Genomic DNA, 22,356 nt, shown 5'->3' with positions numbered 1-22,356 from the left:
CTATGCGGACGCGGCGCATGTTCGAAATAATTTGCATACATTCGTACTATCTTGTTTTACGAAGAAAGTGGTGTTTCGCCGCGTATTGATGCATGTTATGGATCGGACGTTTATCAAGCGTTGATGCAAAGCGCAAAAATGTCGTCATTGTCTGTAATCGATTTAACGTTTGTTCAACGCTTTTTGCGCTACAACGCTATTTCTGTATCGAATCGATATCAATTGAGAGCAAAGACCTAACCAAGGTACGAGGCAGGGCAGTTCCGATGTGCATTTCCGCATGTCGTCCTGGCGGGTCATATTGTTCTCGCCATCTATCCCTATGCACCTAAGCCTGATACGACCAGTTCAACTTCGTTTACTCGGTGAATTCGATATCACCGTGTCCAATGTCAGCGGTCGTCGGGCATTCAGCTATAGCAAACCCAAACTGTTGCTCGCCATGTTGGCGCTAGCACAAGGAAAACCCTATACCCGCGCAGAATTGGCCAACACCCTCTGGCCCGCTGATCTACAAGATGGACGCGCCAACCTGCGCCACTCGCTATTCGTGTTACGCCGATTGTTTGAGCCGGTTCCCGATGCCTGGATAGCCACGGCCGGCACTTTGGCCCTGAATCCCGACGTCATCATGGTTGACGCGCTGGCCATCATTGGCGCCCCTGGCTACGAATCCTTGACGCTCGAACAGCGGCTGGAGTACGACCGCGGCAAGTTGCTGGAGTACACCGATCTGCCCGAAAGCGGAGCATTCACCGCATGGAAAACGAGCTGGCAGTCGCGTATCGAGCGCGATATTTCCGGCACCCGCAAAACGGTACTGGCCCAGTTAATGGACCAGGGCCTGCAGGATCAGGCGCTGGATACGGCCAAAAAATGGGTTCACCAACATCCCGAAGACGAGGGCGCGCATCGCCACCTGATCCGCCTGCTGCTCAATAGTGGCAATCGCGAGGCCGCCATGCTGGCCTACGAGCACTGTGTCGGCATCATGCGCGAACGCTTTGACTCCGAGCCCTCGGAGCAAACGCGCACGCTGATCGAACAGGGGCAGTCCGCGTTGGATCTGGACGTACTGCGACCGATCGAACAGCGTCACTATCATCCGCTGGCGGTACTCGCGGTTGCGTTGTCGCTAGAGGAATCCGAAGACTATCCCGAACAATCATTGCAAAGCCTGCAAATGGCGCGCAAGCGCCTGCTGAAACTTGCGCGCAACGAAGGCGGACACGTCCTGGTCGGCGTAGACAGCAGCCTGGCGATTGTCTTCGGCTATCCAAAGCTGACCGAACGCCCGGCCCATATCGCCTGCAAACTCGCGTGTGCCATCCGCGCCCTGCCTCTACCGACAGGGGTACGGCTGGGCCAGGGTATTCACGCCGAGATTTCCCTGGTGCAATCGGAAACGCGCCCCGACGCGGGTGCACTCGTGAGTCAGAGTGCCATGCGACTGGCTTATCTGGCCGATACCGGAGAAGTCCTGATCAGTGCGGCCACCCGCGATCGCGTCGTGGGCGAGTTCGCCGTACATGCCGAAAAACGCCACGGTAGACATTTGTGCGTGCTGGACTCTCCGCTCGAGGCCAAAGTCGTGCGACGGATGTTTGGCCGCGTGCGCGAGTTCGACAGTCTGGTCCGTCTGTGGGCGCATCTGCCCGTGGTTCAACGGCCCACCGCTATGACCGTGCGTGGCGAAGCCGGCATCGGCAAGTCGCTGTTGGCAGGCGTCATGGCGGAATACGTGCGCCATACCGGCGGCGACGTCTGTCTGCTGGCCAGCCAAGAGGGTCACGATCACACACCGTTTTATGCCGTACGCGAATTCGTCATGCGGCGTCTATCCCTGGAGTGGGGGGGCGTAGAGGATATCCTCGAATCCCCCAGCTCCCAGAATCAGCTGATCGACACGGTCTGCCGTCGCGTGGGACTGGACGCCTCCGTCTGTGCCAGCCTGCGACGCGTCCTGTTCCCAGAAAGCGAACGCGCAGCCGCTGGCGATCTGCCACGCGAGTCGCTAATCCAGGCGCTGGCGACCATCCTGACGCATCGAAGTCAACCCAATCGCCCGCTGTTGCTAGTCTGGGAAGACCTGCACTGGGCGGACCACTCCAGCCTGGCATTGATCGAAATGCTGATGCAGCACGAGCAGTCCGCAGCGACCATGATGCTGATGACGGTGCGTGACGAGTTTCATTGCCCTTGGTCTGCCCATGAACTGCAACTCAAACCCCTGGAACGCCAGGTCATCGCGGAGCTCGTTGCGCATCGAGCCAAGGGGCAGCGCCTCTCGCCGAAGCTGCGCGCCAGGATCGTGGACGACGCGGATGGTATCCCGCTCTATGCCGAAGAAATGGTGCGTCAGGTCACGCTGGGCGCGGATATCGGCGTGACGCCCGTCATTGCCGATCTGATAGCCGCCCGACTGTCGGATCTGGAGCCCGCTGCTCGCAAGCTCGTGCAGTTCGCCGCCGTCGTAGGGCAGGTGGACGACATATTGATGCATCGGGCCGCCCAGGACATGGGGATGTCTCCCCACAGGATGCCCGAGATCCTGCTTGAACTGCGCCAGCGCGGTCTGATCGAGGATGGCATTCCCGCAAATTTTCGCCATGCGCTGGTGCGTGACGCGATTTATCAAACGCTCAGCCCGGGCCAGCGCCGCATCACGCACGAGAAAGTCGCCAATTATCTGATCGAGCAAGAGTCGCGCGCCGAGTCCGTAGAGTCCGCCTACATCGCGCGCCACTTCGATATTGCGCTGCACGCCAACGCTTCGCACTGGTGGTGCCTGGCAGCCCGCGACGCCTTGGCCCAGTCGGCAGTGACCGAGGCGCAGATGCTGACCGAACGCGCCTTGCGCGCGCTGCGCCATATCGACGATGTCGCCGTGCGCCGCAGAACCGAGCTCGATGTGCAATTGCTGCGCGGCGCGGTATTCACGTCGCTCAAAGGCGGCGGCGCGACCGAGACCTTCGAGGCCTACGCGCGCATCGCCGAATTGCAGATCAACGATGACGACGACCCGAGCACGCAGTTTCTCATGCTCTGGGGCGCCTGGAGTGTGGCCCTGAGCACTCGCACGCATACCGAAAGCCTGCAACTGGCAGACGGGCTTTATCGCTACGCCGAGCAAAACGGTGACAGCGTCTTGCTCGGTTGGGCGCAGTACGCTTGCGGTTTCAGCTATCTGCTGACCGGCGACATGGTGGCCGCCGAACGCTGGCTGCGCCACAGCATCACCAGCCTGAATGGTCAACCGGATTACAGTATGCGGCTGGCCCGCTGGGGTGCCGACGGCGTCTGCGCCGCAAAAGCCGTCCTGGGTTGGGCGCTCACACTACAGGGCCGCGAAGAAGAGGGGCTGGCGTTTGCCCAGGCCGGTCTGGACGACGCCAATAGCCTGGACCATTTGGCCAGCCGGGTACTATGCCTGGCCATGCTCGCCGAAATCCACCGCCAACGCGGCGACGACGACGAAGCCCTGCACGCCGCCAACACCTTGCGCTCGGCCGCCACCAGTGGCGATTTTGCGCTGTGGTATGGGCTGGCTGAAGGCCTGTCCGGCTGGGTACACGCGTGCCGCGGGGAACCCACCGGACTCGACGAGATCCAGCGAGCCATCGATGCATCACGCGAAGGTATGCCCGTGCTGCAATCCGCGCTGGAACTCTTTCTGGCCAGCGCCTACCTGGAGCACAATCAAACAGAGCGGGCCTCGTGCGCCGTACGCCGGGCCGCAGTGCAAATGGATAAATTCGGCAGCCACTTCATGCGGGGCGAATATCTCTGCCTGCTAGGCAACGTCGCCGATCGTCAAGGCCAACATGCCAAGGCACGCGAACACTGGCAGACCGCCATCACCGAAAGCCGACGACTGGGCCTGACGCTGGCAGCGCGCAAGGCCGAAGCGCGGTTAAACAGTGAATCGCCGCAACGTGCCGCCTGAGCAAAGCAATGACAATTGCCCTGTAAGGCAGGTAAGCGGCCGGATCCGGTCACAACGGTTCACCATCATGAAGGCCCGGTAACGCTTTCCAACTTGAATAACGGTGCGGCCAACGCCACCAGCGTTTGCGCCAATTGTGCACGCACGCCCGCGCGAGTCCACACGATGCCGACTTCTCGTTCCATATGGGGCGGTGGCAACGCCCAGCGCTTGATCGCGAAATCGGGCGGACCACCGACGTTCCAGTCCGGCAGCACAGAGATCCCCAGACCTTCGGCCACGAGTTTTCCAATGGATTCGATGCCGTCCAACTCAAAGCGAACACGCGGCCGCACCCCGTGATGACGCAGGTAGTCGTCAGCCAACTTTCCAGCCACCACCTGACGGTCATATCGAATAAAGGGCTCGGTTGCCAGCGTTTTGATCGGATCGCTCACAAGCATCGTGGACGGGGTGACCAGCGTCAGCGGCTCTTTGCGCAAGCCATGCCACGCGCAGCTTTTAGGCAAATCGAATAGAGGATGCACCATCACAGCGGCGTCTAAATGGCCGTTGAGCAGGCGTTGATACAGCACCGTGCTGGGTGCCGGTTCGATATAAATCTCGATATGCGCGTGAGCCAACACCCACTGCTTTAGCACGCCAGGCAAGATTTGCGTCAATCCCGTGGGCGTGGCGCCCAGGCGCAGGGGACCTGCTGGCAAGCTGGTTTCAGACGCGACAGAACGCAGGTCGCGGACTTCGTTCAGCACGGTATGTGCGTGCTGCAGAATGCGATTGCCGGCCAGTGTGGGTTTGACCGTGCGGCCGGCACGCACGATCAACTGGCTGCCGACGTCGGTTTCCAGGGCTTTGATCCGTTGTGCGACCGATGCCGGCGTCAGGTCCAGCCGGCGCGCGGCGGCGGCGATTGATCCCGTTTCCACGACATAAATAAAGCTTTGTAGAAACCGTGTATCCATGGTGTTGGAGCCTTGGGCCATCCCCTTTAAAAGATGGATTTTATAACTTCACAAGAAGCCAGAACATTATTTTTCTTTTTGTTTTATCGGCTCAGAATACGATCATCCGCTTCTTACTTCATAATCAACCACACGGCATACAAGGAGATCCACGTGCCCAAGATTCTTTCCGTCGACGTTTGCGCCGCCGCGGTACCGCTGGATAAGGTCACTTCCTTTTCCACCCGCACGGTCAGTACCCGCTATTACGGCTTGGTCAAAGTGCGCTCGACTGATGGTGTCGAAGGTATCGGGTTTTGCTATGTGGGTAGCGCAGCGGGCGATCTGTTCGTCAACGCGGTCGAACAACTGCTGGCGCCCGTGTTGATCGGCCAGGATTCTCATGCCGTTGAGCGCCTGTGGGAAACCATGTATCAGGAGTCCTTGCTGCAAGGGCGTGCGGGTACGGTCATGCGAGCGCTCAGCGCGTTGGACACCGCACTGTGGGATCTGAATGCGCGCACGGCAAAGCTGCCCCTACATCGATTCCTGGGCGCCTACGAACTGGATTCCGTGCCGGCCTATGCCAGTGGCGGTTACTACCTGGATGGCAAAACCCCGGAAATGCTGGGCGAGGAAATGGCCAGCTACGTCGCCAAGGGCTTCAACGCCGTCAAAATGAAATCCGGCCGCCTGTCGCCGGCAGAAGAAGAAGCACGCCTGCGTGCGGCCCGCGAGGCTGTGGGGCCGGATATTGAAATCATGATGGATCTGAATAACGCCTGGGTCGATACCACGCAGGCGATGCAGTACGTGCGCCGCTTTGAACAATACGACCCTTACTTCCTGGAAGAACCGTTTTCACCGGACGACGTGGACAGCCACGCAAAGCTCGCAAAACTGACGCGCATTCCCATCGCCACGGCCGAGATCGGCTATGGCCGTTGGTATCACAAGGAATTGCTGGACAAGAATGCGGCCGCTATTCTGCAGCACGACGCCGCGGTTTGCGGTGGCATCACCGAATGGAGACGAATTTCCGCTACTGCGGCCAGTTATGGGGTGGTAGTGTGTCCGCATTGGTTCCACGATCTGCATGCGCCCCTCGTGGCGGCCACACCCAACGCCCGTTATGTCGAGTTCTTTTGGGATGATCAAGTGCTGAATTTTCGCAAACTGGTTGATCGTCAACTGGAACACAAGGACGGTCGCGTCCTGCTGCGGCAGGATCCGGGCCTGGGATTCGACTTCGACAAATCCGCCGTCGAACGCTATGGGCAATGGCGCACCGTACGTTGACACCCGGTTTTTCCTCGCCTTTATCTGGAGTCCACCTCACTATGTCCTCCTTACCCCCCGATATGCCGCGCCTGCGTGGCGTGCTTTCCCCCGTTCTTACGCCGTTCAACGCCGACTACACGCCGTCGGCGCCGCGGTTCGTGGCGCATTGTCGAAACCTGGTAGAGCAGGGCGTCGGCCTGGCCGTGTTCGGCACCAACTCCGAGGCGAATTCACTCAGTGTGGCGGAAAAACGCGCATTGTTGGACGCCTTGCTGGAAGCCGGCCTGCCTGCCGCCCGCATGATGCCCGGCACGGGCGCCTGCGCGTTGCCGGATGCCATTGAGCTAACGCGCCATGCCGTGTCGGCGGGCTGCGCCGGCGTACTCATGCTGCCGCCGTTCTACTACAAGGGCGTCAGCGATGAGGGACTGTACCGCGCGTACTCTCAAGTCATCGAACAAGTCGCCGACGATCGGTTGCGCGTGTACCTGTATCACATACCACCCGTCGCCCAGGTCGGGATCAGCCTGGCGCTGATCGAGCGCCTATTAAAGGCCTATCCCAACAACGTCGCCGGTATCAAGGATAGCTCTGGGGACTGGACGAATACCGACGCCATGCTCAAGCAGTTTCAACCTCAGGGCTTTGACGTATTTGCCGGTAGCGAAACGTTCTTGCTGCAGACGCTGCGGGGCGGCGGAGCAGGGTGCATCACTGCCACGGGCAACGTGAACCCCGGTCCGATTGCCGCGCTGTATCGCGAATGGCAAAGCGGCCAGGCCGACGACCTGCAACAGGGCCTGGATGCCGTACGGGCGATCTTCCAGCAATTCCCGATGATCCCCGCCATGAAAGCAGCCATCGCACAGCGCTCGGGCGATGAAGGATGGGCCACTGTGCGCCCGCCACTCGTTGAGCTGACGGCCGCACAGCGCGATGCGTTGGAAACCGGCCTGACCGCCGCGCAATTCGACATCCCCGGGGTCCAATCCCTGGCCTTGCCCAAGTGAGTCACGGGCCTCAAATAAAGGTCATAGGGAATCACTCGGAATAATCACCCCCCTGGCGATGTCCGTCCCGGATGGCAGCGAACGCAAGTACTGCCGTGGGATCTGCAGTTTCCCGGTCAACTCCCGGGCGGCGCGTCAGGGCCAGAAAGGGTCAAACAGCAGCAGGCTTGCGCTGGCGATGCTGTCTTGCGGCACGGTTCCTTCCTGGCTTAACGCGGGTATCAACGAAATCGTAAATTTTCTCTTGTCAGCTGCGATACGGAAGTGCAGCCCATGAGCTTCATATCCCGTTCGATCTCGGTGCGCAGTTGGCCCAAGGCACGCTCGACACCCGCCTGTCCGGCCGCGGCCAGCGGGTAGAGATAGTATCGACCGACACCGACCGCCTTGGCGCCCAGGGACAACGCTTTCAGTACATGCGTGCCACGCTGTATCCCGCCGTCCATCATGACGTCGATCCTGTCGCCGACCGCGTCGACGATCTCGGCCAGTTGGTCAAAACCCGAACGGGATCCATCCAATTGACGTCCACCATGATTGGACAAAACGATGCCCGTGCAGCCAATGTCGACGGCGCGCCTGGCGTCCTCGACAGACATGATGCCCTTAAGGCAAAACTGACCATCCCAGCGTTGAACCATATCGGCCACATCCGTCCATGTCATCGCGGGGTCAAGCATTTCAGTGAAATATCGACCGATAGACATGGCGCCGCCACTCATGTCGACATGCTCCTGCAACTGGGGCAACTGAAAGCGCTCGTGGGTCACATAGTTGAATCCCCAGGCCGGTTTCATGGCGAATTGGGACAACCCTGCGAGATTCAGTTTGAAGGGAATCGAAAACCCGGTGCGCAGATCACGCTCACGGTTGCCGCCCGTAATGCTGTCGACAGTCAACATCATGATATTGACGCCGGCCTCTTTGGCGCGTTGCATCATGGCCTGGTTCAGGCCACGATCCTTGTGAAAATAGAACTGGTAGACCTGCGGACCGCTGTATGTCTTGCGGATCTCTTCCAGGCTGACCGTGCCCAGCGACGATACGCCGAACATGGTGCCAAACTTCGAGGCCGCCTCGGCGACTGCGTGTTCGCCTCTGTGATGAAACAAGCGCTGCAGCGCGGTGGGTGAGCAATACACCGGCAGCGCCAGCTTTTGCCCCATCACCGTCACCGAAAGATCCACATCCCGCACGCCGCGCAACACATTGGGCACCAGGTCACACTGCTCGAAGCTTGCCGCGTTGCGCCGCAGCGTGACCTCATCGTCAGCCGCACCATCGATGTAATTAAAAATCGGGCCGGGCAGCCGGCGTTTGGCCAACGCGCGAAAATCATGAAAATTGTGGCAGTCTTTCAGGCGCATGTTCTCAAGTCCCAGGGTAACGGGTTTGTTCTTTTTATATTGTGCCTGAAACTCAATCCCGCGCCTCGATAACCCTGGCCTGACGCAAGGTAGGGCGCGGGAACCACGCTACTTATCGTTAGTCTACCCGCGCACCGGACTGCACAACCAACGGCACCCACTTATCGATATCCGTCTGGATAAATTGACCGAACTGGGCCGGACTGTCATCCCTGAACACTTCATACCCCAGCCCTTGCAGTTTGCGGTGAAATGCGGGCTCGTTCATGACCGTGCGCACCGCTTGATTCAAACGTTCTACGACTGCGTCTGGGGTACCCGCCGGCGCCAGAATCCCGAGGTCGACCGAAATCACGTATCCCGCCACGCCTGCTTCAGCCATGGTGGGGACGTTCGGCAATAGCGATGATCGTGCCTCGCCCGTCGTGGCAAGTGCTTTCAGCTTCCCGTCGTTGACCAGTCCGGACACACTGGGCGTATTGTAAAAACCGAAATTGGTCTCACCGGCCATGACCGCCGTCACCCCCTGAGGCGCGCCACGATACGGAATATGCGTAGCCTTGGTGTCCGCCAACGCTTTTAAGTACTCGGAGGACAAATGATGGGTCGTACCGTTGCCGCCAGACGAAAACGTCAATTTTTCCGGCTGTGCCTTCATGGCCGCGACCAAAGCCTTCACCGAATCGTATGGACTATCCGGCTTAACAATCAGGACGTTGGAAGCGCCGGCAAGATACGCCACCGGCTTAAAGTCCTTCTGAGGATCATAGGGAAGGGATTTGAACAATCCCTTATTGATTGCCCACGTATTATTCGACCCCATCACCAGCGTATAACCATCCGGATTCGCGTTCGCCACATATTGCATGGCGATCAACCCGCTGCCACCTGCCTTATTATCTACAATCACGGTTTGCCCAAGCTGCTTGGACAATCCGGGTTGAATAGCGCGGGCAAGAATGTCCGCGGTACTGCCTGCAGCGAGTGGAATAACAAGTGTGATTGGGCGAGACGGATAGGTCTGTGCATGCGCCGAAAATACACCCCCGGCCAAAGCGGCCAGGCATACCCCTAATATTTTTTTCATAATGGCTCCGACGGTTGGTGCTGATGGGAAATACACTTAAGCGTATTCATTGGCGAGCGTCGACCATAGAGCGCTCAACCTATACCATCATGACGTCGCGTTATACGCCTTGTGCTTGGCGCATCTCTGCAATCGTGGCCCGCACCACGCCCGCGAACGCCCGCGCCGCGGGCGACAAGGGGAAATTGGCCAGTCTCACGATCGAGATCGGCCACTCCAGCTCGGGATTGCGTAGGGGAATACCCCGAATGCCGGCTGGCATATGACTAGCAGCGATCCGCGGCATCATTGCAACGCCCATCCCCGCCTGAATCATGCCGACCGCCGTTGAAACCAGAACGACCCGCTGCTCGACACAGGGATAGATATTGGCCGCAATTAACTTGCGGCTGATCGCCAACCACGCCGGCGAATTGGGATTGAGTTGAATACAGGGCAACTCGGCAAGCACTTTCGCCTCAACGCTGCTGCGGCGAGCCAACGGATGATCCTCGCGCATGAACAACGAGACACCGCTGTCCCAGACGGTTTCTACGAGGATTTTTGAATCTTCGGGCACCAGGACAGCGCCTATTCCGATATCTGCTTCTTGTGATAGCAGCTTGATCCGAATCTGCTCCGCCATACAGTCCATCACGCTCAACTCGATCTCGGGATGTTTTTTCTGAAATCGATACAAGATCTGCGGCAATAAGGTCGCGGCGCTGACATGGCCTACGGCAATGCTGACGGAACCCGCCTTCAATGTGGCCAAGTCCCGGCATTCGCGCAGGACATTGTCGATCGATAGAATTGCGCGCCTTGCAACGTCGGCCACCGACTGGCCCTGCGCCGTCAACTGGATCTCACGTCCGCGTACCACCAGCGTCTGGCCGACCTCGGCCTCCAGCCGTCGGATCAGATGACTGATGGATGGCTGTGACATACCCAATTGCTCGGCCGCGCCTGTAAAGCTTGCCGTCTCGGCGACCGATACCAGTGCACGAAGCTGCCGTAGCGAAACGATATCAACAGGATCTTGCATAACGTGATGTCATACCGAAATAGCCTATATACCATAGGAGCATGAGTAGGCGGGCGATAGCATTGGAGGTAATCATCGTTACCGTAAAACCGTCTTCTCTTTGCGAGGCCGCCATGCCGCATTCCCAGTACGCCCGCCACCTCATGGGTTCCGCCACCATCACCCCGACCGGAGAGTTCGAGGCGGGGAGTTTCGGTTGCTTTACCCTGACCTATACGGCGGGCTACTTCGGTATTGACGACACAGGTTCGCTCAAAATCGTCCATCGTTTTGCGAGCGACATGGGAAAGCCCCAGTTCGACGATCCCAAGGGCTGGAACTATACAACCGTAGAAGCCAGCAACGGCGCCATTTTGCAAATCGAATACGACGGTAAGCGCAACATCCGCCCGTGGGACAAGACCTTGTTTATTCGCGTCGTGCGCGGCTATCTGGAAGAGGGCGACCAAATCGTCGTTCGTTTTGGAGACACCCGCCAGGGGTCTCCCGGCATGCGCGTACAGACGTTTCACGAGCCCAGCTTTGAGTTCCGGGTGCTGGTGGACGCCTTCGCGACCTACCACTACGTAGAACTGGAATCGTCACCCACCATCTCCGTTATCGCTGGGCCACCGGTCGCCTATAAAGCCCTGTTGCCAAGCCTGGCCAAGCAAGGCGAACCCATACGCCTGGGATTTAAGGGCGAAGACAAATGGGGCAACCCCTCGCATCGCGCCGCCGGTAACTACAATCTGCGGGCGAATCTCGCGGTCACCGGACTACCGGAATCCTTCTCCATGAAGGACGGCGAGTACGCAACAGCCATCGATGGGCTAACTCCAGTAGAGGAGGGTGATCTGGAAATTCAGGTGCTTCTGAACGGCGTTGTCGTTGCACGCAGCACGCCATGCCGCGTCGTGAGTCAACTTCAACGCCGCCACTACTGGGCGGACCTTCACGGCCAATCCGAAGAAACGATCGGCACCAACTCAGCTGAAGATCTGATCACTTTTGCACGCGACCGAGCCTTCCTTGATGTCATGAGCCATCAGGGCAATGATTTCCAAATCACGACAGAATTCTGGGAGCATTTAAATACGCTGACGGCGAAATATAACGAAGACGGTCGCTTCATTATTTTTCCCGGGTACGAATGGTCAGGCAATACCGGCCTAGGTGGTGACCGTAATGTGATGTACTTGAAAGAAGGCCGACAAATACATCGCTCGTCGCACGCATTGATCGATGATCTGACGGACATCGATAGCGATTGTAATAGTGCCGCGCAACTCTTTGACGCGCTGTCGGACGAAGAGGTCGTTGTCTTCGCCCACATCGGTGGCCGCTACGCCGACATTACCTTGTCGCACGATGCACGAATTGAACGATCGGTAGAAATCCATTCCGACTGGGGCACATTCGAATGGCTATTAGAGGACGCATTCAAGCTAGGTTACCGGGTAGGGATTCTCGCCAATAGTGATGGGCACAAGGGTAGACATGGCGCCAGCCACCCAGGCGCGTCGCTCTTTGGCGCCTACGGCGGACTCAGTTGCCTGATCGCGGACGAACTCACCCGCTCGTCTATTGCGGAGTGCCTGCGGCAGCGCCGCCATTACGCGACCACCGGGTGTCGTGCCTATCTAGATGTCAAAGCGCATTTTGATACGCCGGCCTCCCAATGGTCTGACGATCCTAAGATGGGTCTGCCCGTCACCCAGCGCACCGTGAATAGCGCCGATATGGGATCCATTCTGTCCTATGACGGCGATACCGTTGAGTTCGAGTTCGATGTGGCAACCCATGGGGCCATCGAAAGCATCGAGATCCGCAATCTCATGGAAGTCGTGACGACGATACGTCCATATGGTCAAGCAGATCTTGGAAACCGCATTCGCATGATTTGGGAAGGGTCGGGTTATCGTGGGCGAGGGCGACAGACCGTTTGGGACGGCGACGCCACACTAGAAGACAATACGTTTATTGATCCTCGGCCCATCAACTTCTGGAACCTGGACAAAACACTGGATCAACTGACGCCCGAACATCTTCAGTGGAAATCCCTGACGACAGGCGGCTTCAGCGGGATCGACGTCAAGCTAAAAGACGCACAGGCCGGCGTGTTAAAGGTGAAGACGCCGTTGATCGATGTTGCCGTGTCCGTGAAAGAGATCGGCCTGGAGCCCATCGTCCATGAAAATGGCGGGATTAAACGACGCCTCCATATTTACCGCCTGCCTAATGAAAACAAGGTCACTCATATACGCCAACGCGTGCGCGTGCCCCTGCACACAGGCAAGGACAATGCGATCTATGTGAGAGTGACAACCGAAGACGGCTTCTTTATCTATTCAAGCCCGATCTACATCGAGAAGAACAAATAGCCGTTGATCTCAGCATAAGGACAGTAGGTAAAGACGCACCGCCATCATTTCTGTCCCGTTTAACGCGTCGCCATGGTGAAACCGCCATCCACCACGATTTGCTGTGCGGTAATGTAGCGAGCTTCGTCGCTGGCCAGAAACAGCACCGCATGCGCAACGTCCCACGCATCTCCCATTCTGCCCATGGGAACCTGGCGGTGGCGATGCGCGACAAAGTTATCCAAATCGCCACCGGCATATTTGTTCGCCAGCCGCTCAACGAGTGGCGTAAAAATCAGGCCGGGCACGACCGAGTTCAAACGGATATTCTTTTCGGCGTAGATCACGCCCGTGGTCGCCGTCATTTGCATCAGGGCCGCTTTTGCCGAAGCGTAGGCGACCTGGGGTTTGCCGATATAACGCAGACCGGCGACGGACGATACATTGATGATCGAGCCGCCGCCCTGGCTTTCCATGACCGGAATGACGTGTTTGCAACAGAGAAACGCCGACGTGAGATTTACCTGCAACTGCTCGTTCCAGACGTCTTCATCCATCGTGACGGGATCGCCGGGTTCCGATCTGCCTACGTTGTTGACCAGCACATCAATGCGTCCGTACGTTGCCAGACAATTGGCGACCATGTCAGCGATATCGGCCGAACGCGTGACATCGCATGACTGCACGGTCGCCGTTCCGCCTTCCTCGTCAATGATGTCGCGCGTTCCTTGTGCGGCATCCAGGCTGAGGTCGCAGCCATAAACGGTCGCTCCCTGTCGTGCCAACATCACTGCCGTGGCTTTGCCGTTTCCCCAACCACTTTCTATCGTGCCGCAGCCCGTTACCAAAGCGACTTTGCCATCCAGCCTGAACATGTTTTCACCTTTTCCTGAGACAGGGCACAAGATTACTCTCAAGTCGGGTAAACGATAAATTCACGCTAACCAAAATGGTCGGTCATTTTCGGTCTGCGGCCGGACTCCCTCAATCGACAGACAGATTCAGCTTCTTGATCCATTCGCCAAAGCGCTTGATCTCGGACTGATAGAACGCTTCCAGCTCCTCGGGGGTGCGATAGGTGCCCTCGGCCGACTGTGCATCCAGGCTCTTTTGCACGGCGGGATTAGCCAGCGCTGCTTTGTTTGCCGCGTTCAGTTGCTGAATCACAGGCTCGGGCGTGCCGGCAGGGGCGAAGAGGGCATACCACTGTGAAAACTCAATTCCCGGAAAACCGACCTCTGCCATCGTCGGCACATCAGGCAGTGCCCGCGTGCGTTTGGGGTGTGCAACGGCCAGGATCTTGATCCGGCCGGAGGCTTGTTGCGAGGTCGCTGACGCCGTGCCGACAAAGGCGAGATCGACCTGACCCCCCATGGCGTCGACGACCGCGGGGCTGTCGCCCTTGTAGGGGACATGCACCATGTCCAGGCCGCTCTCGGCTTTAAACGCCTCGCCCGTCAGATGACCGGTTCCGCCGACGCCGCTGCTGCCGAACGACAAACGGTGCGTTTTGCCGTATTCGCGCAGTTCATCGACGCTATTGATCCCCAGGCTGCTATTGACCACCATCACGATGGGTACGGAGCCCACCATGGCGACGGGGCTGAAGTCCTTGCTGGCGTTGTAGGGCTGCTTCTTGTACAGCGTGGCATTTGTGCCGTGCGTCGCGCTATTACCCATCAGCAACGTATAGCCGTCCGGCTTGGCCTTGGCAACATAAGCCGCGCCGATCATGCCATTGGCGCCGCTCTTGTTGTCGACAACGATATTGGCTTTGAGCTCCTCGCCCATATAGCGTGCCATCAGGCGCGTCAGGTAATCGTTAGCGCCGCCAGCGGCATACGGCGAGATGAACTCGATAGGACGGTCGTTGGGATATTGCGCCATCGACGGCTGGCAAATGCCGACGGCGAGCATTGCGATTCCAAGACCGCGAACGAGTTGATTCCTGAGAGGGCGGAAGTGCAGCATGAGCGTGTCTCCTTAAATAGTGCGCATCATCATTGTTGTTCTGAGTCGTGCATGATTCGACTCGTGTTGACCGCAGTCTAAGCGGGGGTCCATACCCCCGGATCACTTCACGCACAGGATGCGCAGTTTCAAGTCCACGTTATGGAATACCTGGGAAAGGTCGCACTTTCCCTGAGGCACGCGTGAAAATTATCCACTGTAAGTCCGCATATTGGACGCCCGGTGTTGGACACTATGTGTGCGTGCCACCGCCCGTTAAATCACCGCCAGGGTGGGCATGGCATAGGGGACGCGGTCTTGATCCACGTATTTGCGCAACTCGGCTTCGATCAAGGCGATGGCATCGCTGAGACAATGCACCACCATCTCCAGGCGATTGTTGCCCAGACGCGATGCCAGGGTCGAGACGCTGACCCCCGCTGCGGGCGTGCCATCCGGCGAGCGGATCACCATGCCCACCGAATGCACGGGCGGTTCGTCCATGACCTTGGTCGTCGCGTAGCCACGGCGACGCGTGCTTTCGATACTGGCGCGCAAGGCTGCCTCGGTGAAACGTGGGTTCTTGCGGCGGGTGCGCTCGACATTGATGCGGCAGACGCGATCTATTTCGTCGTCGGGTAACGCACTGAGCAGGGCCAGACCACTGGCCCCCACATTCAACGGACGATGCCGTCCGACGTCATGCACAAACATCTTGATCGGAAACGAGCCATCCGAGCGGGCGACACAAATGCCGTCAAACCCCGACCGTACCGTCAGGAACACCGTATCGCCCGTGTGTTCGGCGATGGCGTCCAGATGGGGCAAACAGATATCACGCATGGCGACTTTAGGCGCAGCGGCCAGGCCGAGCTCGTAGGCGAACGTCCCCAAGTAGTAACGTTTGCTTTGGGCATCTTGGTGGACCATCTTTTCCGCAACCATGCCCTGCAGCAACCGGTGCACGGTGGGCCGCTCCAGCCCGGTGCGACGGTACAGTTCGACCAGACGACTGCCCGCACGATTGTTCCCAGCAATGATGCGTAGCAGCGCGATGGCGCGTTGCAGCGATTGCGTGCCTGCGGCGGGCTGCACGATTTTTTGCTTCGAATCCGTCACGAGGGTCTCCTTGTCGTTCTGCGACATCCATCAATAGTCTACATAATGGACATATCTGTCTGCCAAATTGTGCCCTTGTTTCCTATAGGAATATATCAAGAGTTCATAATACGGACTCGTTTTCTCTCTCATCGAATCGACCCGCGCCCAGCCCAGGACTAAAACCCCGCAACATACAAGCCTTCGAACCTTGTACGGAAACGCCGTCGTGGATGATCAGGAACTGATTACGCAGACAGAGGCCGGGGTGCTGTGGCTAACGCTCAACCGCCCGGCTCGGCACAACGCCCTTAGTCCGACGCTCTACGAGGCGTTGCTGGAGACCTTGGCGGCCGCGGCGACCAATACGGCCATTGGCGCGGTCGTACTGACCGGCGCGGGTGCGAGCTTTTGCGCGGGGGGCGACGTGGCACGCATGAGTCGGTCATCTGAGGCACAGAAAGCCTCCGAAGCCGAACGGGTGGCGGCGCTACGCCGGCGTACCGGCATCGTTGAGATCCTGCACAGCATGCCCAAACCCACCATCGCGATGATGCGTGGGGCCGCCGTGGGTGCAGGGCTTTCATTGGCATTGGCGTGCGACCTGCGCTACGGCGACACGTCCGTGCGCATGCGCACCGGTTTTGCGAACGTCGGGGTGCCGGGCGATTTTGGCGGCCATTACTTTCTGCCCCGCATCGTTGGCCCGGCCAAGGCGCGGGAGCTGTACCTACGTTCTCCCATGTTGTCAGCGGCACAAGCCACCGAGCTGGGGCTGTTGCATCAGGCGTTCGACCCTGAGCAACTGGCCTCCGAGGTCACCGACATTGCGCAGGCCCTGGCCCGAGGCCCACAACCCGCCATTGCCCATATCAAAGCCAACTTGAACGACGGCCTGACATTGAGTCTGGCCGACATGCTCGATCGAGAGTGCGTGCGTCATGTCCAGTGCGTCGACAGTCCTGATCACAAGGAAGCCGCACGCGCATTTGTGGAAAAACGTCCTCCCAACTTTCAACACACATAAAGGAGTGTCATGTCTACACTATGTGAAGGCCGCGTCATCATCGTGACGGGCGCGGGCCGTGGGATTGGCCGCGAATACGCGTTGCAGTTGGCCCGTGAGGGCGCTCGTGTCGTCGTCAATGATCTGAGTGTGTCGCGCTCCGGCGAAGACACCGACGAAAGTACGGCCGAATCGGTCGTGCGCGAGATCATCGACGAAGGAGGGCAGGCCATTGCCAATCACGAAAACGTGGCCGATTTCGCGGGCGCCAAGCGTATGGTTGACGCGGCGATCGAGCACTTCGGTGCCTTGCATGGCCTGATCAACAACGCCGGCATTCTGCGCGATCGCACGCTTTGCAATATGACCGAACAAGAGTGGGACGCTGTCATCAATGTCCACCTGAAGGGTGCCTTCGCCCCTACCCATCATGCCGCCGCCTATTGGCGTAATCAGCACAAACTGACGGGTGAATCCACTAACGCCCGCATCATCAACACCTCGTCATCGTCGGGCCTGTACGGCAACATCGGCCAGATCAACTACGGCGCGGCTAAAGCCGGCATCGCCGCCATGACGATCATCGCCGCACGCGAACTCAAGCGCTATGGCGTGACAGTCAACGCCATCAATCCGCACGCGCAGACACGGATGACCGAGGGCATACGCGAACGCTCCGCCGAGGAAATCGCGTCGCGTCACCCTCGCTGGATCGCACCCGCTGTCGTCTGGCTGGCCAGCGCGGACAGCCAGGACGTGACCGGCCGTATATTTGAGCTAGGTGGTGGCCATTTGGCGGCCATGGAAGGGTGGCGCCGTGGCCCGTCGGCCGAACCGATGGATGACGTCACCGCCATCGGCCCGGTCATGCGCGATCTCGCCCACAAGGCGCGTCGCAATGTCGATATGAAAGGCCATGATCTTGACTGAACCGAGGACGTGTCGTGATAGATAAGCGTGTAAGTTCATTGGCCGATGCCGTCGCCGGCATTGAGGATGGGGCCGTCATTCTGGTCGGGGGCTTCGGATCATCCGGACGCCCGGCAGACCTCATGGAAGGACTGTTGGACCGCGGCGTCAAAGACCTGACGATTGTGGCCAACAACGCCACCGTGGGCGACGACGTCGTCAGCGAATTGATGAGCGCTGGCCGCATTCGCAAAGTGGTGTGCTCATTCCCGCGCGGCCTGAAAGGCCGTACGGTATTTGACGAATTGCACCGTACCGGCAAGATCGAGCTCGAACTGGTGCCACAGGGCACATTGGCCGAGCGCATCCGCGCCGGCGCGGCAGGCATCGGCGGGTTTTTCACGCGCACGGCAGCCGGCACGCGCCTGGCCGAGGGCAAGGAAACGCGCGTCATTGACGGCCAGACTTATGTCCTGGAAAAACCCATCAAGGGCGATGTCGCGTTAATCAAGGGGCTGCGCGGCGATCGCTGGGGCAACCTGGTCTATCACCGTGGCGCGCGTATCAACAACCCCGTCATGGCGGGCGCGGCCAAACTGGTCGTCGCACAAGTGCGAGAGATCGTACCGTTAGGGGCGCTCGACCCCGAACACATCATTACGCCGGGTGTTTTTGTGGATCGTCTAGTGGAGGTGTCCAATGAACGTAAAGCTTAGTCGTCAGGACATTGCCTGCGTCGCGGCCCACGATATCCCGGATGGCGCGTGCGTCAATCTGGGGATTGGATTGCCCACGCTCATCGCCGACTATGTGCCGGCCGACCGTGAGTTGATGCTGCATAGCGAACAGGGCCTGTTGGGCCTGGGCCCCGTGCCCGCACCGGGCGAGGAAGACTACGACGTCATCAACGCCGGCAAATCCCCGGTCACGCTCCTGCCAGGCGCATCCGTATTCAGTCACAGCGACTCGTTCCTGATGATACGTGGCGGCCATATTCAGATCGCCTGCCTGGGGGCCTTTCAGGTGGCGGAGAACGGCGACATGGCTAACTGGACGGTTGACGCGCCAGGCCAAATTCCCGGCGTAGGTGGCGCCATGGATCTCGCGGCGGGCGCCGAGAAAGTGTGGGTATTGATGGAACACTGCACCAAGGATGGCCAGCCACGCATCTTGACGCAATGCACCTATCCCTTGACCGCGCCCGAGTGCGTGGATCGTATTTACACCGACATTGCCGTCATCGACGTCACCGACAAGGGGCTTGTCGTCAACCGCATGGCCGACGGGTGGACACTCGAGGCGCTGCAGGCCGTGACCGGTGCCGCACTCACGCTGGCGCCAGACTGGTCGGTCTATCGCAAACCCAACGCATCAGGAGCATAAGTTGCAAACCGCAATTACCCGTTTACTCGGCATTGAGCATCCCATCGTACAAGGGGGCATGCAATGGGTAGGGCGTGCCGAACTGGTCGCCGCCGTCTCAAATGCCGGTGCCCTGGGCGTCCTGACGGCCTTGACTCAACCCGGCCCCGAAGCACTACGGGCCGAGATCGCACGTGTACGAGAGATGACGGATCGCCCGTTTGGCGTCAACCTGACCTTTCTGCCGACGCTCAAGCCCGTACCCTACACCGAGTATCGTGACGCCATCATCGAATCGGGCGTCAAGATCGTCGAGACCGCCGGCAACAACCCGAGCGAACATATGCCGGCCTTCAAGGCCGCCGGTGTGCGCATCATTCACAAATGCACCACGCCGCGCCATGCGCGCAAGGCCCAGGAGATCGGCGTGGATATCGTCTCGATCGATGGCTTTGAATGCGCGGGCCACGTCGGCGAAAACGACATCCCCGGACTGATCCTGATCCCGGCCACCGTCGAACAAGTCACCATCCCCGTGATCGCATCGGGTGGCTTTGGGGATGCGCGGGGCCTGGTCGCGGCGTTGGCCCTGGGTGCCGAGGGCATCAACATGGGCACGCGCTTTATGTGCACCCAAGAATCCCCGGTGCACCACGCCATTAAGGAAGCTATCACGCGCTCGAGCGAAACCGATACGCGCCTGATCCTGCGTAGCCTGCGCAACACCAGCCGGGTCTGGAAAAACGCCCTGTCAGGCGAAGTCGTCAGCCTGGAGAAGGTGGGGGCGGGCATTGATCAGATCGGCCCGCTGGTCGCGGGTGCCAAGGGGCGTGGCGTCTATGAGAACGGCGATGTCGAAGGAGGAATCTGGACCGTGGGCATGATCCAGGGTCTCATCCAGGACATCCCCAATTGCCGCGACCTGGTAGGCCGTATCATGGATCAGGCGCATTCCTTGATTTCCGGACGCCTGTCGTCTCTTGTTGCCTAACGCAAAGGAAAGACTATGTTGACGCTAGATACGCCTGATGATCTCGAAGCCTACGTGGGCAAAGTCCTCGGCCAGTCAGAATGGGTGGAGATCACCCAGGAAATGATTAACGATTTTGCCCGGCTCTCGGGCGACCACAACTGGATTCATATCGACGTCGAACGCGCCCGCCGCGAACTGCCCGACGGCAAGACGATTGCCCACGGCATGCTGACGTTTTCGTTGTTGACAGGCATGGGCGGAGAAATCGTCGCCGTCCGCGAACGGGGCCGTGGCATCAATTATGGTTCGAACAAAGTTCGCTTTACCTCGCCCGTACAGGTGGGCTCCCGCATCCGTCTGGAACGCAGCCTGATAGCGTTTGAACGCATGGACGGCGCCGTTCGCCTGACCTATGGCAACACTATCTACCGCGAGGGCCAAGACCGCCCCGTCATGATCGCCGAGACCTTGAACTTGATGTACGAAAAGGGCAAATAATGGAAATTCAGACGGAAGACATATCGCGCGATGGCGTACCGTACGCGCGCTATGTCGCGCACTTAAGGGCAGGCGAGTTGGCCTATCAATTCAGCCCCGTCGCCGAGCGTGCGGTCTTTTTCCCGCGCGTGCGTTGCCCGTATTCGGGCCAAGACTGCCTCGAATGGCGACTCAGCGCCGGCCTGGGCACCGTCTACAGCACGTCGGTGGTACACCCGCGTAAAGGCGACCCGTATAACGTGGCGCTGATCGATCTCGACGAAGGTTTTCGACTGATGAGCCGCGTCGTGACCGACGATCCCATGCAGGTCAGTATCGGCCAACGCGTCCGCTTTCAAGCCGCAGCCCAAGAGGGTCTGGATGACCCGATCCCCGTTTTCGTATCCCTGGAGTCCCGCCAATGAGCACCGATTTCCGACCCGGTCGTGCCGTCGTCGTGGGCGCCGCCGAATCCGACCTGGGCGCTGTGGGCGAAGCCTATTCGGCCATGGACCTGATGGCGCAGGGCGTCTATCGCGCGCTGGATGACTGCGGCCTGTCCATCAACGAGGTAGATGGCCTATTCTGCGCGACCTCGCAGAGCCGCCTCGCAGGCCTGGCCCTCGCCGAGTACCTGAATCTGCCCGAAGCCTATATCGACTCAACGTCGACCGGCGGCTCCTCGTTCATGGGTCATCTCGTGCGGGCCGAGGCAGCCATTGCGGCAGGTTTATGCGAGGTCGCTGTCGTTGCCTACGGCAGCACACAACGCTCGCTAGGCCGCAAAAACACCAGTCAAGCGGAATGGAATCCCTACGAATCCCCATTCAAGCCGTTCCTTCCGCCGACCGCCTATGCCCTGGCCGCCGCCCGTCACATGCACGAGTTTGGCACCACACGAGAGCAACTGGCCGACGTCGCGGTCGCGGCTCGCCAATGGGCGCTGATGAACCCTGTCGCCTGGGAAAAAACCCCGTTGACCGTTGACGAGGTGCTCTCGTCGCGCATGATCAGCTACCCGTTGACGATCCGCGATTGCTGCCTGGTCACCGACGGTGGCGGCGCCGTCGTGCTGACCACGCCGGCTCGCGCCAAGGCACTCAAACACTCGCCTGTCTACTTGTTGGGTTCGGGGCATTGCACCACGCATCAAACGATTTCGAACATGCCCGATCTGGTGAACACCGGCGCGCGCATCTCGGGCTCGACCGCCTATGCCCAGGCCGGTTTGACGTCCTCCGATATCGACGTGGTGGGGCTATACGACGCGTTCACCATCAATACGATTCTGTTTCTCGAGGACTTGGGTTTCTGCGCCAAAGGCGAAGGCGGTACGTTCGTCAGCGGCGGACGCATTGCGCCCGGCGGTACGCTGCCGGTCAACACCAACGGCGGCGGCCTGTCGTACTGCCATCCGGGCATGTACGGGATTTTCCTGTTGATCGAGGCCATCCGCCAATTACGCGGCGAATGCGGCAAACGCCAAGTCGACGGCGCAGAAGTCGCATTGGCCCATGGGAATGGCGGTGTACTGTCGTCGCAGTACACCGTGATCTTGGGAGGGGCGTCGACGGTGTAGGGGG

General features: G+C 59.3%; 19 protein-coding genes. 12 read left to right on the top strand and 7 right to left on the bottom strand.

Annotated elements, in window-relative coordinates; all coding sequences use genetic code 11:
- The first annotated feature begins 382 nt into the window (after window positions 1–382).
- On the top strand, window positions 383–3,946 hold the full coding sequence (locus tag ACNAZS_RS00935) for an AAA family ATPase (protein WP_415785233.1): 3,564 nt from the start codon (window positions 383–385) through the stop codon (window positions 3,944–3,946).
- A gap of 65 nt (window positions 3,947–4,011) precedes the next feature.
- On the opposite strand, the gene ACNAZS_RS00930 is transcribed toward ACNAZS_RS00935, so the two are convergent.
- Window positions 4,012–4,908 (bottom strand): LysR substrate-binding domain-containing protein, encoded by an 897-nt coding sequence (locus ACNAZS_RS00930; protein WP_415785231.1) that lies wholly within the window; start codon window positions 4,906–4,908, stop codon window positions 4,012–4,014.
- Between the two features lie 153 nt (window positions 4,909–5,061).
- Between ACNAZS_RS00930 and ACNAZS_RS00925 the strand changes: the two genes are divergently transcribed.
- Both ACNAZS_RS00925 and ACNAZS_RS00920 read left to right on the top strand, forming a co-directional pair.
- The gene (locus tag ACNAZS_RS00925; RefSeq protein ID WP_415785229.1) at window positions 5,062–6,186 is read left to right on the top strand and encodes a mandelate racemase/muconate lactonizing enzyme family protein; all 1,125 of its coding nucleotides are present in this window, start codon (window positions 5,062–5,064) and stop codon (window positions 6,184–6,186) included.
- Window positions 6,187–6,227: 41 nt separating this feature from the next.
- Window positions 6,228–7,178, top strand: coding sequence for a dihydrodipicolinate synthase family protein (locus tag ACNAZS_RS00920; protein ID WP_415785227.1), 951 nt, complete (start codon window positions 6,228–6,230; stop codon window positions 7,176–7,178).
- Window positions 7,179–7,399: 221 nt separating this feature from the next.
- On the opposite strand, the gene ACNAZS_RS00915 is transcribed toward ACNAZS_RS00920, so the two are convergent.
- From ACNAZS_RS00915 to ACNAZS_RS00905, 3 genes are all read right to left on the bottom strand, one after another.
- Complete coding sequence (locus tag ACNAZS_RS00915) at window positions 7,400–8,545, bottom strand: alpha-hydroxy acid oxidase (protein ID WP_415785225.1); 1,146 nt, start codon at window positions 8,543–8,545, stop codon at window positions 7,400–7,402.
- A gap of 118 nt (window positions 8,546–8,663) precedes the next feature.
- Window positions 8,664–9,632: a Bug family tripartite tricarboxylate transporter substrate binding protein gene (locus ACNAZS_RS00910; RefSeq protein ID WP_415785223.1), complete on the bottom strand. Its 969-nt coding sequence runs from the start codon at window positions 9,630–9,632 to the stop codon at window positions 8,664–8,666.
- Between the two features lie 100 nt (window positions 9,633–9,732).
- Window positions 9,733–10,656, bottom strand: a complete 924-nt coding sequence (locus ACNAZS_RS00905) for a LysR family transcriptional regulator (protein WP_415785221.1) — start codon at window positions 10,654–10,656, stop codon at window positions 9,733–9,735.
- A gap of 113 nt (window positions 10,657–10,769) precedes the next feature.
- On the opposite strand from ACNAZS_RS00905, the gene ACNAZS_RS00900 reads away from it, so the two are divergent.
- On the top strand, window positions 10,770–13,019 hold the full coding sequence (locus tag ACNAZS_RS00900) for a DUF3604 domain-containing protein (protein ID WP_415785219.1): 2,250 nt from the start codon (window positions 10,770–10,772) through the stop codon (window positions 13,017–13,019).
- Between the two features lie 59 nt (window positions 13,020–13,078).
- Here the strand turns inward: ACNAZS_RS00900 and ACNAZS_RS00895 are convergent, their stop codons facing one another.
- The 3 genes from ACNAZS_RS00895 to ACNAZS_RS00885 all read right to left on the bottom strand — a co-directional run bounded on the left by ACNAZS_RS00895 (window position 13,079) and on the right by ACNAZS_RS00885 (window position 16,067).
- Window positions 13,079–13,873 (bottom strand): SDR family NAD(P)-dependent oxidoreductase, encoded by a 795-nt coding sequence (locus tag ACNAZS_RS00895; RefSeq protein WP_415785217.1) that lies wholly within the window; start codon window positions 13,871–13,873, stop codon window positions 13,079–13,081.
- Window positions 13,874–13,982: 109 nt separating this feature from the next.
- On the bottom strand, window positions 13,983–14,969 hold the full coding sequence (locus ACNAZS_RS00890; RefSeq protein ID WP_415785215.1) for a Bug family tripartite tricarboxylate transporter substrate binding protein: 987 nt from the start codon (window positions 14,967–14,969) through the stop codon (window positions 13,983–13,985).
- Window positions 14,970–15,224: 255 nt separating this feature from the next.
- Window positions 15,225–16,067: an IclR family transcriptional regulator gene (locus ACNAZS_RS00885; protein ID WP_415785213.1), complete on the bottom strand. Its 843-nt coding sequence runs from the start codon at window positions 16,065–16,067 to the stop codon at window positions 15,225–15,227.
- Window positions 16,068–16,275: 208 nt separating this feature from the next.
- Here ACNAZS_RS00885 and ACNAZS_RS00880 point away from each other — a divergent pair, with 208 nt between their 5' ends.
- Genes ACNAZS_RS00880 through ACNAZS_RS00845 form a run of 8 tightly spaced genes read left to right on the top strand, consistent with a single transcriptional unit; the run spans window position 16,276 to window position 22,352 of the window.
- Window positions 16,276–17,073: an enoyl-CoA hydratase gene (locus ACNAZS_RS00880; protein WP_415785211.1), complete on the top strand. Its 798-nt coding sequence runs from the start codon at window positions 16,276–16,278 to the stop codon at window positions 17,071–17,073.
- A gap of 9 nt (window positions 17,074–17,082) precedes the next feature.
- Complete coding sequence (locus ACNAZS_RS00875) at window positions 17,083–17,982, top strand: SDR family oxidoreductase (protein WP_415785209.1); 900 nt, start codon at window positions 17,083–17,085, stop codon at window positions 17,980–17,982.
- 14 nt (window positions 17,983–17,996) lie between these two features.
- Entirely contained in the window at window positions 17,997–18,677 is a 681-nt protein-coding gene (locus ACNAZS_RS00870) for a 3-oxoacid CoA-transferase subunit A (RefSeq protein ID WP_415785207.1), read from the top strand.
- Complete coding sequence (locus ACNAZS_RS00865; protein WP_415785205.1) at window positions 18,661–19,344, top strand: 3-oxoacid CoA-transferase subunit B; 684 nt, start codon at window positions 18,661–18,663, stop codon at window positions 19,342–19,344. The genes ACNAZS_RS00870 and ACNAZS_RS00865 overlap by 17 nt, the downstream gene beginning before the upstream one ends.
- 1 nt (window position 19,345) lies before the next feature.
- A complete protein-coding gene (locus ACNAZS_RS00860; protein WP_415785203.1) occupies window positions 19,346–20,314 on the top strand; it encodes an NAD(P)H-dependent flavin oxidoreductase in 969 nt (322 codons plus the stop codon).
- A gap of 15 nt (window positions 20,315–20,329) precedes the next feature.
- Window positions 20,330–20,794 (top strand): MaoC family dehydratase, encoded by a 465-nt coding sequence (locus ACNAZS_RS00855; RefSeq protein ID WP_415785201.1) that lies wholly within the window; start codon window positions 20,330–20,332, stop codon window positions 20,792–20,794.
- Window positions 20,794–21,198, top strand: coding sequence for a Zn-ribbon domain-containing OB-fold protein (locus tag ACNAZS_RS00850; RefSeq protein WP_415785199.1), 405 nt, complete (start codon window positions 20,794–20,796; stop codon window positions 21,196–21,198). The genes ACNAZS_RS00855 and ACNAZS_RS00850 overlap by 1 nt, the downstream gene beginning before the upstream one ends.
- The gene (locus tag ACNAZS_RS00845; protein WP_415785197.1) at window positions 21,195–22,352 is read left to right on the top strand and encodes a thiolase; all 1,158 of its coding nucleotides are present in this window, start codon (window positions 21,195–21,197) and stop codon (window positions 22,350–22,352) included. The genes ACNAZS_RS00850 and ACNAZS_RS00845 overlap by 4 nt, the downstream gene beginning before the upstream one ends.
- Window positions 22,353–22,356 lie beyond the last annotated feature (4 nt).

The sequence above is a fragment of the Bordetella tumulicola genome (genome assembly GCF_965138755.1).
Lineage (GTDB): Bacteria > Pseudomonadota > Gammaproteobacteria > Burkholderiales > Burkholderiaceae_B > Bordetella_A > Bordetella_A tumulicola.
This window is presented reverse-complemented; position numbering and strand designations above follow the sequence as displayed.

What these genes read in the sequence shown, in the direction of transcription:
- ACNAZS_RS00930 (WP_415785231.1), bottom strand. Translation starts at nt 4,908, where the DNA reads ATGGATACACGGTTTCTACAAAGCTTTATTTATGTCGTGGAAACGGGA.
- ACNAZS_RS00920 (WP_415785227.1), top strand. Translation starts at nt 6,228, where the DNA reads ATGTCCTCCTTACCCCCCGATATGCCGCGCCTGCGTGGCGTGCTTTCC.
- ACNAZS_RS00915 (WP_415785225.1), bottom strand. Translation starts at nt 8,545, where the DNA reads ATGCGCCTGAAAGACTGCCACAATTTTCATGATTTTCGCGCGTTGGCC.
- ACNAZS_RS00910 (WP_415785223.1), bottom strand. Translation starts at nt 9,632, where the DNA reads ATGAAAAAAATATTAGGGGTATGCCTGGCCGCTTTGGCCGGGGGTGTA.
- ACNAZS_RS00905 (WP_415785221.1), bottom strand. Translation starts at nt 10,656, where the DNA reads ATGCAAGATCCTGTTGATATCGTTTCGCTACGGCAGCTTCGTGCACTG.
- ACNAZS_RS00900 (WP_415785219.1), top strand. Translation starts at nt 10,770, where the DNA reads ATGCCGCATTCCCAGTACGCCCGCCACCTCATGGGTTCCGCCACCATC.
- ACNAZS_RS00895 (WP_415785217.1), bottom strand. Translation starts at nt 13,873, where the DNA reads ATGTTCAGGCTGGATGGCAAAGTCGCTTTGGTAACGGGCTGCGGCACG.
- ACNAZS_RS00890 (WP_415785215.1), bottom strand. Translation starts at nt 14,969, where the DNA reads ATGCTGCACTTCCGCCCTCTCAGGAATCAACTCGTTCGCGGTCTTGGA.
- ACNAZS_RS00875 (WP_415785209.1), top strand. Translation starts at nt 17,083, where the DNA reads ATGTCTACACTATGTGAAGGCCGCGTCATCATCGTGACGGGCGCGGGC.
- ACNAZS_RS00865 (WP_415785205.1), top strand. Translation starts at nt 18,661, where the DNA reads ATGAACGTAAAGCTTAGTCGTCAGGACATTGCCTGCGTCGCGGCCCAC.
- ACNAZS_RS00855 (WP_415785201.1), top strand. Translation starts at nt 20,330, where the DNA reads ATGTTGACGCTAGATACGCCTGATGATCTCGAAGCCTACGTGGGCAAA.
- ACNAZS_RS00850 (WP_415785199.1), top strand. Translation starts at nt 20,794, where the DNA reads ATGGAAATTCAGACGGAAGACATATCGCGCGATGGCGTACCGTACGCG.
- ACNAZS_RS00845 (WP_415785197.1), top strand. Translation starts at nt 21,195, where the DNA reads ATGAGCACCGATTTCCGACCCGGTCGTGCCGTCGTCGTGGGCGCCGCC.